We start from the raw sequence: 14,209 nt of genomic DNA on the forward strand, positions 1-14,209 counted from the left end.
AGGCTCGAAGCCCCCCTGTCGTCACGGGACCAGGTAGATCACGGCGAACAGGCCGATCCACACGATGTCGACGAAGTGCCAGTAGTACGACACGACGATCGCTGCGATGGCCTGAGCGGGCGTGAACTTGCTGAGTTTCGTCCGGATGATCAGGAAGACGAAGGCGACCAGTCCGCCGACCACGTGCAACCCGTGGAAGCCGGTCGTCATGTAGAAGACCGTCCCGTAGGCCGACGACGCGATCGTGGTCGCGTGCTCGGTGATCAACTGGTAGTACTCACCGGCCTGCCCGATCACGAAGATGGTGCCCATGATCAGGGTGATCACGTACCACCGGCGCAGGCCGAAGACGTCACCCTTCTCCGCGGCGAACACGCCCCACTGGCAGGTGAACGAGGACGCCACCAGGATGACCGTGAACGGGAGGGCGTACGGGAGGTTCAGGTGAGTGGGCGGTGGAGGCCACTCGCCCTCGTTCTGCGCCTTCACCGTGAAGAACATGGCGAAGAGCCCAGCGAAGAACATCAGCTCGCTGGCCAACCAAACGATGGTGCCCACGCTGACCATGTTGGGCCGGTTCAGCGAGTGCACGCGTTGACTGATTGAGGGCGCTGCCGTTGTCACGCGACGCATTATGTCTTGCGGCTTTTCCGCTCGCGCCCTCGGGTACCCAACGCCACCCCTGGGTGATCGGATCGCAACCTGGAGGTGACGGAACGTGAAAACTGTTCGGACTGTTCTGGCGTCGCTCGGAATCGGACGCCGGACGTCCGGCGAACCCGTGATCAGCGCTGATGACCCCGACCTCGTCGTGGTCGTGGAGTCCTGCGACGACGCCGAGGCGGCATCGGCGGTTCTGGAGCGGTCCAGCGGCTGGCGCCCCGAGGAGCCCGCCGTGCTGCGCCACCACTTGAGCCTCCCGAGTGATGCGATCAACACCGCCCGGGCCCTGCTCGCCCAGGACGGCTGGGAGCTCCGACCCGCGGAGGGCCCCGGCGCGGACGATCGGCCCGATTTGGCCGGCTTCGTGGCGGTCAGGGTGCAGAAGCTCGACGCGTTGCATTGCTCACAGGAGAGCTCCCGGATGGCCTCGCTGGCCCAACGCCACGGCGGCCGCGCGGTCGGCTGGGACGCGCTGCAACCCGCACCGAACTGATCAATTCGGGCCGGGGCGCTACTGCCCGGGCCGGTCGGAGCGCTAGCATTCGGGTCTGTTACGCCCCGTGCTGCGCCGACCGGGTGCGGGTTTCCCGCGAGATGCCGAGGAGCCAGTTGATGAGCACTTCGACCACGCACGTTCTCGTGTTCAGCCACCGCCCCGAGGTCCGGGAGGCGATCATCAACGCCGTCGGACGGCGCCCGGCCCCGGATCTCGACCGGATCACCTACACCGAAGCAGGCACGGTGGCCGACGTGCTCAGCGAGGTCGACGCGGGCCGCCAGGACCTGCTCATCCTCGACGGCGAGGCGCAGCCCACCGGCGGCATGGGCGTGTCCCGCCAGCTCAAGAACGAGATCGACGACTGCCCGCCGGTGGTCGTCGCGGTGCGCCGCAAGGACGACCGATGGCTGGCCACCTGGTCGCAGGCGGACGCGGTGCTGGTGCACCCGCTCGACCCGCTGGCGGCCGCCGAGACCGTCGCCGAGGTGCTGCGCACCCGCGTCCCGGCCTGACCGGGTCGCGCGAACCTCGTCCGCCGCACCCGGGTCTGGCCGGACGAGCCCTCGGCGGTGCGCCCCTCGGGCGCACCGCCATGTTTTGCAGACCCACAACCTTGGAGTAGATCGTGGGAACCATGGCGGGAAGTTGGGCGGAGCTGCTGGGCAGCCTGGTCGCGGGTACGGATCTCTCCGCGGAGGACACCGCCTGGGCCATGGACCTGATCATGGCGGGCGAGGCGACCCCGGCCCAGGTGGCCGGCTTCGCGGTGGCGCTGCGGGCCAAGGGCGAGACGCCCTCCGAGGTGCGCGGCATGGCCGACGCGATGCTCGCGCACGCCCAGACCCTCGACATCGCGCAGCGCGCGGTGGACATCGTCGGGACCGGCGGTGACCGCAGCGGCAGCGTGAACATCTCGACCATGGCCTCGATCGTGCTGGCCGCCTCCGGCATCACCGTGGTCAAGCACGGCAACCGAGCGGCCTCGTCGAAGTGCGGCACGGCCGACGTGCTGGAAGAGCTCGGCGTGGCCATCGACCTGCCGCCGGAGGGCGTGCGCGCGTGCGTGGACGAGGTCGGCATCGGCTTCTGCTTCGCCCCGGTGTTCCACCCGGCGTTCCGGCACGCGGGCGGGCCGCGCCGGGAGATCGGCATCCCGACCGCGTTCAACGTGCTCGGGCCGCTGACCAACCCGGCCCGCCCGGCCGCCGGCCTGATCGGTTGCGCCGACCGCCGGATGGCGCCGGTGGTCGCCGAGGTGTTCGCCGCCCGCGGCAACACCGCGCTGATCGTGCGCGGTGACGACGGGATGGACGAGATCACCACCACGGCGCCGAGCACCGTGTGGGCCGTCAACGACGGGGTGGTCCGGCAGGAGCAGCTGGACCCGCAGGACTTCGGGATCGCCCGCGCGCGGGCCGAGGACCTCGCCGGCGGCGACGCGACGGTCAACGCCAAGGCCGTCCACGACCTCCTGGCCGGTGTCCGGGGCCCGGTCCGGGACGCCGTCCTGGCCAACGCCGCGGGCGCCTGCGTCGCCTACGACGGGCCCGGAACCGACCTGGCCGCCCAGTTCCGCGCGGGACTGGAGCGGGTGGCGGTAGCGATCGACTCAGGCGCGGCAGCCCGCCTCCTGGAGCGGTGGGCGACGGTCTCCACCCGGCTGCGCTGACGGCTTTTTCATCAGAAGTCCCCGCCCGCGACGCGCGAGCGGGGACTTCTGATGAAAGAAGGACGCTCCCTACCGCCGAGCCGTCAGTCCTCGAGGCCGATGGAGAACGCGGCTTCGGTGTCCTTGCGGGAGTAGGAGCGGAATGCGATGTGGGTGTCGGTGTCCAGGACGCCCTCGACCTTGTTGATCTGCCCGGGGACGATGTCGGCTAGGTCCTCGTGCTTGGACACGCGCAGCATCGCGATCAGGTCGACGTCGCCCGCGCAGGAGTACACCTCGTTCACGCCGTCGAGGTCGGCGATCTCCTGGGCCGCCTCGGCGAGGCGGTCGGCGGCGGTCTGGATCAGCACGATCGCGGTGATCACGGGAAGAACCTCCTGCTGCTCAATTCCGGTACCAAGATCCTAGACGGGGTCGGTCGGGCGCACTCACCCGGCGAACCGGGAGGGCCCGCGGACGCGAAGCGGCCCCCCGGACGAATCCGGGGGGCCGCCTTGGACCGCTCAGCTCAGTGCTCGGACCGGCCGGTGTGGTACTCGAACACGAGGCCGGCGACCATGATCAGCACGAAGCCCACCGCCAGCACGATCATCCACACGTGGAAGAAGGCCAGCGCGGTGCCGGCGAATGCCGCGGAGAAGGCCAACCCGACGGGCCAGTAGCTGCCCGGGCTGAAGAAGCCGAGCTCACCGGCACCATCGCTGATCTCCGCGTCCGGGTTGTCCTCCGGCCGCTCCTCGATCCGGCGAGCCACGAAGGAGAAGTAGCTGCCGATGATCAGCGAGAGGCCGCCGACCAGGATCAGCGCGACGGTGCCGACCGGTTCCTTGGCCCAGACGCCGTACACGACCGCGGACAGGAAGAAGAAAACGGTGATGATGTTGAAGATCCTGGATTCGACCTTCATGGAGTCCTCGCTCTCACGCCGTACGCCCCGTCGAGGGCACCCCTAGTTGTTGCTGACGCCCAGACCGGAGGGCTGACCACCGGTGCGGTCGGTGTTGAACGGGACACCGGTCACCGCGTGCGGCGTGCACAGCTCACCGCAGTTCATCTCCGCGAGCGCCTCGGCGGCGGTGTAGGGCCGCTGGGTCTCCGGGTTGACCTGCGTGCGCAGCTGCATGTAGCGGTCGAACTTGTCCTTCGACAGCGCGCGGACCTCGAAGTTCATCATCGAGTGGTAGGTGCCGCAGAGCTCGGCGCAGCGGCCCACGAAGGAGCCTTCCTTCTCGACCGTGTTCTGGAACTTCGTGTTCTGGTCGTTCTTCTCCGGGTTCGGGAACGTGTCCCGCTTGAAGTGCCAGGCGGGCACGAAGAACGAGTGGATCACGTCCGTGGAGCGGATGTCGTACTCGACGCGCTCGCCCACCGGGATGACCAGCAGCGGGATCTCGCTGCTGCTGCCGACGGTGCGCACCGGCTGGCCGTCCGGGGTCTGGTAACCGGGGTAGTTGAACTCCCAGTTCCACTGGAACGCGACGACGTTGACCTTCTCGTCCGGGTTGGCCGGGGTGGCCAGCACCTTGTTCTGCGTGGTCGCGGTGAAGAAGAACAGCACCACGACCATCACGAACGGGATCGCCGTGTAGAGCAGCTCCAGCGGCAAGTTGTACTGGAACTGCCGCGGCAGCTCGTCGTCGTTCTTCTTCTTGCGGTGGAACGCGACCGACCAGAAGATCAGCGCCCACACGATCACACCGACCGCGAGTGCCGCGATGACCGACCAGGTCCACAGGTTGCGCATCGCATCGGCCTGCGGGGTGATTCCCTTCGGCCATCCGAACCGCAGGACCTCGTCGGTCGAGCAGCCAGTGGCCGCGACACCAACCAGGCCGATCAGACCAGCGACCTTGACCAGCCGTGGCACTCGGGTCCCCTCCTTCAGGCCCACTGCGCGACGCCTCCTCGTGCAAAACTTCACCGAAGCGGCTCGGAGGTCGCACGGTCAAGCCGACCGCGGACCCGCCGCCGGAATCCTGCGCAGCAGCCTAGCCCAGGTGTAGCCGCGATACTGCTCCGGGGGCGGAGATCGTGACGCACACCCCGCGCGTGCAGCGCCTCGGCGCGGTGTCTGCATACTGGAACCCAGCCTTTTCCCCTCGACTCGGAGAGGTGCACCAGACGCGTGTGCGGCCTGCTTGGACTCGTATGTCCCACCGAAGAGAACGCCGGTAACGCGGTCAACGCCGTGGCCAACGCGCTGCCGTGCCAGCGGCACCGGGGACCGGACGAGAGCGACACCTGGCAGGGCGGCGAGGCCGTGTTCGGCTTCAACCGCCTGTCGATCATCGACCTCGAGCACTCCCACCAGCCGCTGACCTGGGGGCCTCCGGAGAACCCGCGGCGCTACACGATCGCGTTCAACGGCGAGATCTACAACTACCTGGAGCTGCGCGCCGAGCTCATCGAGCAGTTCGGGGCCCGGTTCGGCACCGACGGCGACACCGAGGTGATCGTCGCCGCGTACCACTACTTGGGCACCTCGATGGTCGGCAGGCTGCGCGGCATGTTCGCGTTCCTGATCTGGGACAACGAGCGCAAGGTCGTCTTCGGCGCGCGCGACCCGTTCGGCATCAAGCCGCTGTTCTACGCGGTGGGGCCCGGCGGCGCGGCGTTCGCCAGCGAGAAGAAGAGCCTGCTGAGCCTGGCCAGCACGCTGCGGATCAACGAGGAGCTCGACCACAAGGCCATGCAGCACTACCTGGTGCTGCAGTACGTGCCCGAGCCCGAGACGCTGCACCGCCAGATCCGCCGCATCGAGTCGGGCACGTCGTTCACCGTCTCCCCGGGCGGCCAGCTGGTCACCGAGCGGTACTTCCAGCCGAACTTCCGCTCCCGGCCCACCAACACCGAGGCCGACGCCAAGCGGCTGCACGACGAGATCGTCGACGTGATGCGCGACTCGGTGGCCAAGCACATGCGCGCCGACGTGACGGTCGGCTCGTTCCTGTCCGGCGGCATCGACTCCACCGCGATCGCGGCGCTGGCCAAGGAGCACAACCCGAACCTGGTCACCTTCACCACCGGTTTCGAGCGGCAGGGCTACTCGGAGGTCGACGTGGCCGCCGAGTCGGCCGCCGCGATCGGGGTCAAGCACGTGGTGCGCACCGTCTCCGCCGAGGAGATGATGGAGTCGCTGCCGCTGATCATCTGGTACCTCGACGACCCGGTGGCCGACCCGGCGCTGGTGCCGCTGTGGTTCATCGCCCGGGAGGCCCGCCAGCACGTCAAGGTCGTGCTCTCCGGCGAGGGCGCCGACGAGCTGTTCGGCGGGTACTCGATCTACCGCGAGCCGCTGTCGCTGGCGCCGTTCGAGAAGGTCCCCGGCGCGCTGCGCAAGGCGATGGGCAAGGTCTCCTCGCACATCCCCGAGGGGGTGCGCGGCAAGGACCTGCTGCGCCGCGGCTCGCTGGACCTCGAGGAGCGCTACTACGGCAACGCGCGCATCTTCCGGGACGACCAGCTGCGCGGGATCATGCGCAGCTTCGACCCGGGCGTGTCGCACAAGGACATCACCTCGGGCCCGTACCGCCAGTCGCAGGGCTGGGACCCGGTCACCCGGATGCAGCACGTGGACCTGTTCACCTGGCTGCGCGGCGACATCCTGACCAAGGCGGACAAGGTCACCATGGCCAACTCGCTGGAGCTGCGGGTGCCGTTCCTCGACAACGAGGTCTTCCGGGTGGCCAGCACGATCCCGCTGGAGCAGAAGGTCACCAGCGAGACGACCAAGTACGCGCTGCGCCAGGCGCTGTCCCAGGTGGTGCCCGCGCACGTGCTCAACCGGCGCAAGCTGGGCTTCCCGGTCCCGATCCGGCACTGGCTGCGGGACGAGATGCACGACTGGGCGCGCAACATCATCCAGCAGTCGCAGACCGATCACCTGCTGAACCGGTCGGCGATCCTGCAGCTGCTGGAGGAGCACCGCTCCGGCGTGCTGGACCACAGCCGCAGGCTGTGGGCGCTGCTGGCGTTCATGCTCTGGCACGCGATCTTCATCGAGGGCCGGCTGTCCCCGGAGGTCCCGGAACCGCACTACCCGGTCCGCCTCTGAAGGCCCCGGCCTCTTCATCGGAAGTCCCCGAGCGCTCGGCGCTCGGGGACTTCCGATGAGAGAAGCGTCCTCCCGGTCGGGGGACATCGAGCGGGCCGTGCTGGCGCGCCGGCGCGCGGCGGTGGATCATGCCCGCGACATCTCCCCGCCACGAATGGAGGCGCCGTGCCCCCGAACCGGGAAGCCCTGCGCGGGCAGCCGACGACCGAGCAGCCGGAACCGCGCGACGCGGACCGCCTGGCCCGCGAGCGCGACCAGGCGGTCCGCGAGCTCCTCGAACTCGAGCACGCCGCCACGGAGGGCCCGAAGGTCCCGCGGCGGCCCTGACGCGGGGCGAGCGGTCAGGCCCCGAGCCAGACCGTCGTGCTCGGCGGCAGCTCCCCGGTCCACTCCCCCGCGCCGTCGCTGCGCGCCAGCAGCTCGCCGGGCAGGTCCAGCGACACCGGGGCGTCGCCGAAGTTGGTGGCGCAGGTGAACCCGGGTTCCCTGCTGAAGGCGAGCACGCCCTCCGGTGCGGGCAGCCAGGACAGCTCGCCGTCGCCCAGCGCGGGGTGCTCGCGGCGGAGGGCCAGCGCCTCCCGGTAGGTCGACAGGACCGATCCCGCGCTGCCGGACTGGGCCGCGACGGTCATCCCGGCCCACTCCCGCGGCGCCGGGAGCCAGCCGGGGCCCGCGCTGAAGCCGTACGGCGGTTCACCGCCCGACCAGGGCATCGGCACCCGGCAGCCGTCGCGGCCGAGGTCGGCGCCGCCGGAGCGGTGCCAGATCGGGTCCTGGCGGGCCTCGTCCGGCAGGTCGAGCACCTCGGGCAGGCCCAGCTCCTCGCCCTGGTAGACGTAGACCGAGCCGGGCAGGGCGAAGCTGAGCAGGGCCGCCGCCCGAGCGCGCGCGTGCCCGATCTCGCCGCCGCCGTAGCGGGTGACCGGGCGGCGCACGTCGTGGTTGCCCAGCACCCACGTGGTGGTCGCGCCGACCTGCGCGGTGGTAGCCAACGACTCGGCGACCACCGAGCCGAACTCCGCGGCCGACCAGGGCGCTTCCAGCAGCGCGAAGTTGAACGCCTGGTGCAGCTCGTCGGGCCGGACGTAGCGGGCCAACCGCTCGCTGGTCGACGCCCACGCCTCGGCGACACCGATGCGCCCGCCCGAGTAGGAGTCGAGCAGCCGCCGCCAGTCGCGGTAGATCTCGTGCACCTCGTCCTGGTCGAAGTAGGGCAGATCGCCCTTGCCCAGCAGCGAGATCTGCTCGTCGAGCCCGGTGTCGGGCAGATCGGGGTGCTTGATCATGCCGTGCGCGACGTCGATGCGGAAGCCGTCCACGCCGCGGTCCAGCCAGAACTCCAGCACCTTCTGGAACTCCGCCCGCACCTGCGGGTTGCGCCAGTTCAGGTCGGGCTGCTCCGGGGAGAACAGGTGCAGGTACCACTGCCCGTCGGGCAACCGGGTCCAGGCGGGGCCGCCGAAGACCGATTCCCAGTCGTTGGGTGGGAGCTCACCGCTCGCGCCGCGCCCGTCGCGGAACAGGTAGCGGTCCCTGGCCACCTCCCCCGGCGCGGCGGCCAGCGCCTCGGCGAACCACGGGTGCGCGTCGGAGGTGTGGTTGGGCACGATGTCGGCCAGCACCCGCAGCCCCGCGGCGTGCGCCTGCTCCAGCAGCGCGTCGAAGTCGGCGAGCTCGCCGAACAGCGGGTCCACGTCGCAGTAGTCGGACACGTCGTAGCCGCCGTCGGCCATCGGCGACGGGTAGAACGGGGTCAGCCAGATCGCGTCGACCCCGAGGTCGACGAGGTGCGGCAGCCGCCGCCGGACACCGGCCAGGTCGCCGACCCCGTCCCCGTCGCCGTCGGCGAAGCTGCGCACGTAGATCTGGTAGACGACGGCCTCACGCCACCAGGACATAGTCTCCTACCCCTCAGATCTCTCGGGTCGACTCGCGGACGATCAGGTTGGGCCGGAACATCCGGCTGAAGCTGGTGGAACCGCGCTCGGCGGTGTCCGGGTCGAGCTGGCGCAGCAGCTCGTCGACGGCCGCGGCGGCCATGTCCCGGATCGGCTGGGCCAGCGTGGTCAGCGCGGGCTGGCAGTGGGCGGCCATCGGGATGTCGTCGAAGCCGACCACCGAGACGTCCTCCGGGGTGCTCAACCCGCGCCGCTTGGCCTCGCCCATCGCGCCCAGCGCCATCACGTCCGAGGAGCACAGCACCGCGGTCGGTCGCGGCCCTTCGAGCAGTCGCGCCATCGCCTCGGCGCCGCCGTCGGCGGAGAACCCGCCGTGGGCTACCAGGTCGGTCGAGGGCTCGACGCCGGCCTCCTCCAGCGCCGCGGCCCACCCCGCCTGCTTGAGCCGGGACGGCAGCGCCCGCGCCGGGCCGCTGACGAAGCCGATCCGCCGGTGCCCCAGGTCCAGGAGGTGGCGGGCGGCGGTGTGCCCGGCGAGGTGCTCGTCGACGGTGATGTCCGGGACGTCGAGGCTCGGCGCCCCGCCGTTGACGAAGACCATCCGGACGCCGTCGCGGCCGAGCTTCTCGTAGTAGCTGCGGCTGCGGCGCTCGTCGTTGTCCGGGTTGGCGATCTCCGGGGACACGAAGATCATCCCCTCCACCCCGCGGGCCAGCAGCATCCGGACGTACTCCTTCTCGGTCATCGCCGCCCGGGTGTTGCACAGCAGCGAGGCGTAGCCGGCCTGCGCGGCGCGGCTCTCCAGCGCCTCGGCGAACGCGGGGAAGATCGGGTTGGACAGTTCCGGCACCAGCAGCCCGAGCACGCCGGTGCGGCGCAGCGCGCCCGCGCCGCGCGCGGTGTGCGGCATCTGGTTGAGCACTTCGAGCACCCGCTGCCGGGTCTCCTCGGCGATCCCGCCCTTGCGGTTGAGCACTCGGCTCACCGTCGAAACGCTCACGCCCGCCCGCTCGGCGATATCGGCCAGACCCGCCACGTCGTTGCTCCCGCTCGTGCTCGATTCCGTTGCGAACAATCCTGCACGCGATCGAAATGTTTTGCAATCACTGATAGTTGGAACCTGGAACGCCTGCCCAAGTTTACCCGCAATTCTTGACTTTGCTCACATGTTGGGTATGCAATCTTATGCCAGGTGTTCGCAAAAATTTGCAAAGGAGATCTTGCCATGAGACCCGAGGCCACGGTCACCGCCGCCCTCGGCCTGGTCTGCGCGCTCACCCTCGCCGGCTGCGGCGGCGCGGAGGGCAACGCGAACCAGGTCGTCTACTGGGACACCAGCGGAACCGCCGAGAGCGCGGTGTTCCGCGAGGTCGCGACCAGCTGCGGGAAGTCCGGCGGCTACCAGGTGCAGGTCGAAACCGTGTCGTTCGACCAGGCGCTGAACAACTACAAGACGGCCGCGCAGGGCGGGCGGGGACCGGACGTGCTGCGCGCCGACGTCGGGTGGGTCGCCCAGCTGGCCGAAGCCGGGCTCATCCAGGACCTCTCCGGCACCCCGCTGGCCGAGGACACCGCCGACTTCCTGCCCAACGCGCTGAAATCCACCCGCTACGAGGGCAAGACCTACGCCGTCCCGCAGGTCACCGACGCGCTGGCGCTGTTCTACAACAAGCGCAAGCTCGACGAGGCCGGCGTGCAGCCGCCGAAGACCTGGGAGGACGTCAAGCGGATCGCACCGGAGCTCGGCGGCGAGAACGCGCTGTTCATCAACAACGACGAGTACTACGCGCTGCCGTTCCTCTATACCCACGGCGGCGACCTGGTCGACACCGAAGGCCGGATGATCGAGGTCAACTCGCCGGAATCGGTGCGCGGCATCGGCATCGCCAAGGACCTGCTGGACGCGGGCGCGGCGCGCACGGCGCTGGACCAGCCGAACTCCTACACCAGCATGAAGGCGGCCTTCACCAACGGCGAGGTCGCGATGGTCATCGACGGCCCCTGGGCGGTGCCGGAGTACACCGAGTCCCAGGAGTTCTCCGACCCGGCCGACCTGGGCATCGCGCCGGTTCCGGGCTCGGCCAACCCCTCACCGGTCGGCGGGCACGACTACGTCATCCGGCAGGGCAGCGACGCCACCGAGGCCTCCCAGCAGTTCGTCCGGTGCATGAGCAGCGCGCAGAGCCAGGCAAAGATCGCCGCTGAGCTGGGCCTGCTGCCCACCCGCAAGTCGGCCTACGAGGACCCGGCCGTGGCCGGCAACCCGATCGTGCAGGCCTTCGAGCCGCTGGCCGCCTCGACGCACAGCCGCGCGTGGATCCCGGAGAACAACGAGCTGCTCGAACCGCTGCAGACCGCCTACGCCGACGTCCTCGCCGGCCGCCAGCAGCCCCAGGCCGCGATGGACGACCTGGCCAAGACCTACCAGACCTCGGTCCTGCCCGACTACGCGAAGCGCTGATCGACGATGCGGAACTTCCTCGGCCGCCACTGGTTCGCCTGCGCGATGGTGCTGCCGGTGCTGGCAGTGCTCGCGCTGCTGGTGGCGCTGCCGCTGCTGCAAGGGCTGTACTTCACCTTCACCGACATCAACGACACCAACATCGCCAACCCGGTCCTGGACCGCGAGGCGACCTACGAGTTCCTCGGCTGGCAGAACTACGCCAACGTGCTGTCCGGCTCGGCGGCCTACGGGTCGTTCTGGGCGACGCTGCTGCGCACCCTGATCTGGACCTTCGCCTGCGTGGGGTGCCACTACGGCATCGGGCTGGGGCTGGCGGTGCTGCTCAACCGGCAGGTCCGCGGGCGCGGCCTGTACCGGGTGCTGCTGATCCTGCCGTGGGCGGTGCCGGTGTTCATCAGCGCGTTCGCCTGGCGCTACCTGCTCAACTCGAACTACGGGCTGGTCAACTGGCTGCTGGAGTCGATCGGGCTGCCCGGGCAGGTGTGGCTGGGCCAGTCGAACCTGGCCCTGCTGTCGGTGATCGTGGTCAACGTGTGGCTGGGCGTGCCGTTCATGATGGTCGCCCTGCTCGGCGGGTTGCAGGCGATCCCGAACGATCTCTACGAGGCCGCCGACATGGACGGCGCCACGGCCTGGCAGCGCTTCGTCAACGTCACGCTGCCCGGCCTGCGCCCGGTGTCGTCGACCGTGGTGCTGCTCGGCGTGATCTGGACGTTCAACATGTTCCCGGTCATCTACCTGATCACCGGCGACAACCCGCACACCCGGATCCTGGTGACCTACGCCTTCGAGCGCTTCTTCTCGGGCGCCACCAGGGACTACGCCATCGCGTCGACCTACGGCGTGCTGATCCTGTCGGTGCTGCTGGTGTTCGCCGCGATCTACCGCCGCGCGATGGCGCGGCAGGGGGAGGTGCTGTAGTTGAGCCTCGACGTGGGGACGCCGCGCTCGGAGACCGCGCCACCGGTGACCCCGGTGCGCACCGCGCCAAGGCGATCGCGTTCGCGCCTGGCCAGCATCGGGCTGCACGGTGCGCTCGGGCTGGCCTCGCTGATCGCGGTGTTCCCGGTGTTCTGGGTCGTGGTGGTGTCGTTCAAGCCGAACTCGAAGGCCATCGAGGCCACGCCCTCGCTGGTCGACGAGTCGAGCTTGGACAACTACCGCGACGTGCTCTCCGGGGCGAAGGGAGCCTTCCTGACCTGGTTCGGCAACTCGGTGCTCATCGCGGGGCTGACCACCGTGCTGGCGGTGCTGCTCGCGGCCTCCACGGCCTACGCGCTGAGCCGCTTCCGGTTCCCCGGCAGGCACTGGCTGCTGCTGTCGTTCCTGGTGGTGCAGATGTTCCCGTTCGCGGTGCTGATCGTGCCGCTGTACAACATCCTGCTCAACATGGGTCTGCAGGGCAGCGCGCTCGGTCTGGTGCTGGTCTACTGCAGCACCGCGATCCCGTTCTGCACCTACATGCTCAAGGGCTACTTCGACGGGATCCCGGCCGACATCGACGAGGCCGGGCGGGTGGACGGGCTCAGCCCGTTCGGCGTGTTCTGGCGGCTGGTGCTGCCGCTGGCTCGGCCGGGCCTGGCCGTGACCGCGTTCTACTCGTTCATCGTGGCCTGGAGCGAGGTCGCCTTCGCCTCGGCGTTCCTGTCGGCCTCCGACGAGTCGAAGACGCTGGCGGTGGGCCTGCAGGTGTTCGTCCAGCAGAACCGCGCCGAGTGGGGCCACCTCGCCGCCGCCTCGGTGCTGGTGGCGATCCCGGCGGTGGCGGTGTTCTACGCCGTGCAGCGCTTCCTGGTCAGCGGGCTGTCCGCGGGAAGCGTGAAGGGCTGACCGCAGCGGCGGGATTCGGAGGGATCTCTCGGGGAGTTCGCCACGAGGCGAGCTCCCCGAGACCGCTCGACGGCAAAGGCCGAACCGGACTCGGCGGCTGCCCGGCGTGACGTCCGCCGCGCGCGCCAGCTCGGCATTACGCTGGGCTCGTGACGGTTTTCAGAGTGAATCGGCCCTTGGTCCTCGACGGCGGGCTGGCCACCGAGCTGGAGGCGATGGGACACGACCTCGCCGACGCGCTGTGGTCCGCGCGGTTGCTGGCCGACGCTCCGGAGGAGATCGTCGCGGCGCACGCGGCCTTCTACCGCGCGGGTGCGGACATCGCCACCACCGCCAGCTACCAGGCGTCCTTCGCCGGCTTCGCCGATCGCGGGATCAGCCGCGCCGAGGCCGAGCGGCTGCTGCGCCGCAGCGTGGAGCTGGCGCGGCTGGCCGGTGAGATCGAGGGCGGTGAGACGCGCATCGTGGCCGCCTCCGTCGGCCCCTACGGCGCGACGCTCGCCGACGGTTCGGAGTACCGCGGCGACTACGGCTTGAGCAAGCAGCAGCTCCGCGACTTCCACCTGCCGCGCATGGAGGTGCTGGCCGAATCCCGGCCGGACGTGCTGGCGCTGGAGACGGTCCCGGACGTCCGCGAAGCCGAGGTCCTGGTGGAGGCCGTCGCCGAGATCGGCATCCCGGCCTGGCTGTCCTACACCGTCGACGGCGGCAAGACGCGCGCCGGCCAGTCGCTGGTCGACGCCTTCGCGCTGGCCGAGTCGGACGCGATCGGCTGGGTCGGGGTGAACTGCTCGGCGCCGGACGAGGTGCTGCCCGCGCTGGAGATCGCCCGGCGGTCCACGCCGAAACCGCTGATCGCCTACCCCAACAGCGGCGAGTCCTGGGACTCCGACCACCGGACCTGGATCGGCGCCACCCACCTCTCCGCCGACCAGGCCCGCGAGTGGCGCACCGCCGGCGCCAAGATCATCGGCGGTTGCTGCCGGGTTCCCCCGGAGGAGATCACCGCCCTCGCCCACGCGTTGACCACGACCTAGCCGCTCGGCCGACCACCGACACTCCGCGCGCGAAATCCGAGGGAATTCGACCGGATCAAAACCCTCGAATTTCGCGCGCGCAGCGCGGGTGCGCG

15 protein-coding genes are annotated in these 14,209 nt (G+C 69.9%); 9 read left to right on the forward strand and 6 right to left on the reverse strand.

What is annotated here, in order from left to right:
* Nucleotides 1-21: 21 nt before the first annotated feature.
* A complete protein-coding gene (ctaE, locus tag ACFQRI_RS22090) occupies nt 22-633 on the reverse strand; it encodes an aa3-type cytochrome oxidase subunit III (RefSeq protein WP_380671648.1) in 612 nt (203 codons plus the stop codon).
* A gap of 148 nt (nt 634-781) precedes the next feature.
* Here ctaE and ACFQRI_RS22095 point away from each other — a divergent pair, with 148 nt between their 5' ends.
* The 3 genes from ACFQRI_RS22095 (at nt 782) to trpD (ending at nt 2,831) form a co-directional block, all read left to right on the forward strand.
* On the forward strand, nt 782-1,156 hold the full coding sequence (locus ACFQRI_RS22095) for a hypothetical protein (RefSeq protein ID WP_380671649.1): 375 nt from the start codon (nt 782-784) through the stop codon (nt 1,154-1,156).
* 119 nt (nt 1,157-1,275) lie between these two features.
* Complete coding sequence (locus tag ACFQRI_RS22100; RefSeq protein ID WP_380671650.1) at nt 1,276-1,674, forward strand: hypothetical protein; 399 nt, start codon at nt 1,276-1,278, stop codon at nt 1,672-1,674.
* A 122-nt stretch (nt 1,675-1,796) separates the two neighbouring features.
* On the forward strand, nt 1,797-2,831 hold the full coding sequence (gene trpD / locus ACFQRI_RS22105; protein ID WP_380671651.1) for an anthranilate phosphoribosyltransferase: 1,035 nt from the start codon (nt 1,797-1,799) through the stop codon (nt 2,829-2,831).
* Nucleotides 2,832-2,914: 83 nt separating this feature from the next.
* On the opposite strand, the gene ACFQRI_RS22110 is transcribed toward trpD, so the two are convergent.
* The 3 genes from ACFQRI_RS22110 to ctaC all read right to left on the reverse strand — a co-directional run bounded on the left by ACFQRI_RS22110 (nt 2,915) and on the right by ctaC (nt 4,722).
* A complete protein-coding gene (locus tag ACFQRI_RS22110; RefSeq protein ID WP_380671652.1) occupies nt 2,915-3,196 on the reverse strand; it encodes an Lrp/AsnC family transcriptional regulator in 282 nt (93 codons plus the stop codon).
* Between the two features lie 143 nt (nt 3,197-3,339).
* Nucleotides 3,340-3,738 carry a cytochrome c oxidase subunit 4 gene (locus ACFQRI_RS22115; RefSeq protein WP_380671653.1) on the reverse strand — a complete coding sequence of 133 codons (399 nt, stop codon included), beginning with the start codon at nt 3,736-3,738 and terminating at the stop codon, nt 3,340-3,342.
* Nucleotides 3,739-3,780: 42 nt separating this feature from the next.
* A complete protein-coding gene (gene ctaC, locus ACFQRI_RS22120; RefSeq protein WP_380671654.1) occupies nt 3,781-4,722 on the reverse strand; it encodes an aa3-type cytochrome oxidase subunit II in 942 nt (313 codons plus the stop codon).
* Between the two features lie 234 nt (nt 4,723-4,956).
* On the opposite strand from ctaC, the gene asnB reads away from it, so the two are divergent.
* Nucleotides 4,957-6,885, forward strand: coding sequence for an asparagine synthase (glutamine-hydrolyzing) (gene asnB / locus ACFQRI_RS22125; protein WP_380671655.1), 1,929 nt, complete (start codon nt 4,957-4,959; stop codon nt 6,883-6,885).
* Nucleotides 6,886-7,050: 165 nt separating this feature from the next.
* The gene (locus ACFQRI_RS22130; protein ID WP_380671656.1) at nt 7,051-7,212 is read left to right on the forward strand and encodes a hypothetical protein; all 162 of its coding nucleotides are present in this window, start codon (nt 7,051-7,053) and stop codon (nt 7,210-7,212) included.
* Nucleotides 7,213-7,226: 14 nt separating this feature from the next.
* Here ACFQRI_RS22130 and ACFQRI_RS22135 read toward each other — a convergent pair whose 3' ends face one another.
* A complete protein-coding gene (locus tag ACFQRI_RS22135; protein ID WP_380671657.1) occupies nt 7,227-8,783 on the reverse strand; it encodes a glycoside hydrolase family 13 protein in 1,557 nt (518 codons plus the stop codon).
* A 13-nt stretch (nt 8,784-8,796) separates the two neighbouring features.
* Nucleotides 8,797-9,819 carry a LacI family DNA-binding transcriptional regulator gene (locus tag ACFQRI_RS22140; RefSeq protein WP_380671658.1) on the reverse strand — a complete coding sequence of 341 codons (1,023 nt, stop codon included), beginning with the start codon at nt 9,817-9,819 and terminating at the stop codon, nt 8,797-8,799.
* A 189-nt stretch (nt 9,820-10,008) separates the two neighbouring features.
* Here ACFQRI_RS22140 and ACFQRI_RS22145 point away from each other — a divergent pair, with 189 nt between their 5' ends.
* The 4 genes from ACFQRI_RS22145 to mmuM all read left to right on the forward strand — a co-directional run bounded on the left by ACFQRI_RS22145 (nt 10,009) and on the right by mmuM (nt 14,114).
* Nucleotides 10,009-11,244 carry an extracellular solute-binding protein gene (locus ACFQRI_RS22145; RefSeq protein ID WP_380671659.1) on the forward strand — a complete coding sequence of 412 codons (1,236 nt, stop codon included), beginning with the start codon at nt 10,009-10,011 and terminating at the stop codon, nt 11,242-11,244.
* A 6-nt stretch (nt 11,245-11,250) separates the two neighbouring features.
* A complete protein-coding gene (locus ACFQRI_RS22150) occupies nt 11,251-12,168 on the forward strand; it encodes a carbohydrate ABC transporter permease (RefSeq protein WP_380671660.1) in 918 nt (305 codons plus the stop codon).
* Nucleotides 12,169-13,077, forward strand: a complete 909-nt coding sequence (locus ACFQRI_RS22155) for a sugar ABC transporter permease (protein ID WP_380671661.1) — start codon at nt 12,169-12,171, stop codon at nt 13,075-13,077.
* Between the two features lie 164 nt (nt 13,078-13,241).
* Nucleotides 13,242-14,114, forward strand: coding sequence for a homocysteine S-methyltransferase (mmuM, locus tag ACFQRI_RS22160; protein WP_380671662.1), 873 nt, complete (start codon nt 13,242-13,244; stop codon nt 14,112-14,114).
* Nucleotides 14,115-14,209: the final 95 nt, after the last annotated feature.

Origin of the sequence: Saccharopolyspora griseoalba, from assembly GCF_042665275.1 — a bacterium.
In the GTDB taxonomy this organism is placed as follows: domain Bacteria; phylum Actinomycetota; class Actinomycetes; order Mycobacteriales; family Pseudonocardiaceae; genus Saccharopolyspora; species Saccharopolyspora griseoalba.

Excerpts from the sequence above, each read along its gene's own strand:
- trpD (WP_380671651.1), top strand. The coding sequence starts at position 1,797 with ATGGCGGGAAGTTGGGCGGAGCTGCTGGGCAGCCTGGTCGCGGGTACG.
- ACFQRI_RS22115 (WP_380671653.1), bottom strand. The coding sequence starts at position 3,738 with ATGAAGGTCGAATCCAGGATCTTCAACATCATCACCGTTTTCTTCTTC.
- ACFQRI_RS22135 (WP_380671657.1), bottom strand. The coding sequence starts at position 8,783 with ATGTCCTGGTGGCGTGAGGCCGTCGTCTACCAGATCTACGTGCGCAGC.
- ctaE (WP_380671648.1), bottom strand. The coding sequence starts at position 633 with ATGCGTCGCGTGACAACGGCAGCGCCCTCAATCAGTCAACGCGTGCAC.
- ACFQRI_RS22150 (WP_380671660.1), top strand. The coding sequence starts at position 11,251 with ATGCGGAACTTCCTCGGCCGCCACTGGTTCGCCTGCGCGATGGTGCTG.
- ACFQRI_RS22145 (WP_380671659.1), top strand. The coding sequence starts at position 10,009 with ATGAGACCCGAGGCCACGGTCACCGCCGCCCTCGGCCTGGTCTGCGCG.
- ACFQRI_RS22100 (WP_380671650.1), top strand. The coding sequence starts at position 1,276 with ATGAGCACTTCGACCACGCACGTTCTCGTGTTCAGCCACCGCCCCGAG.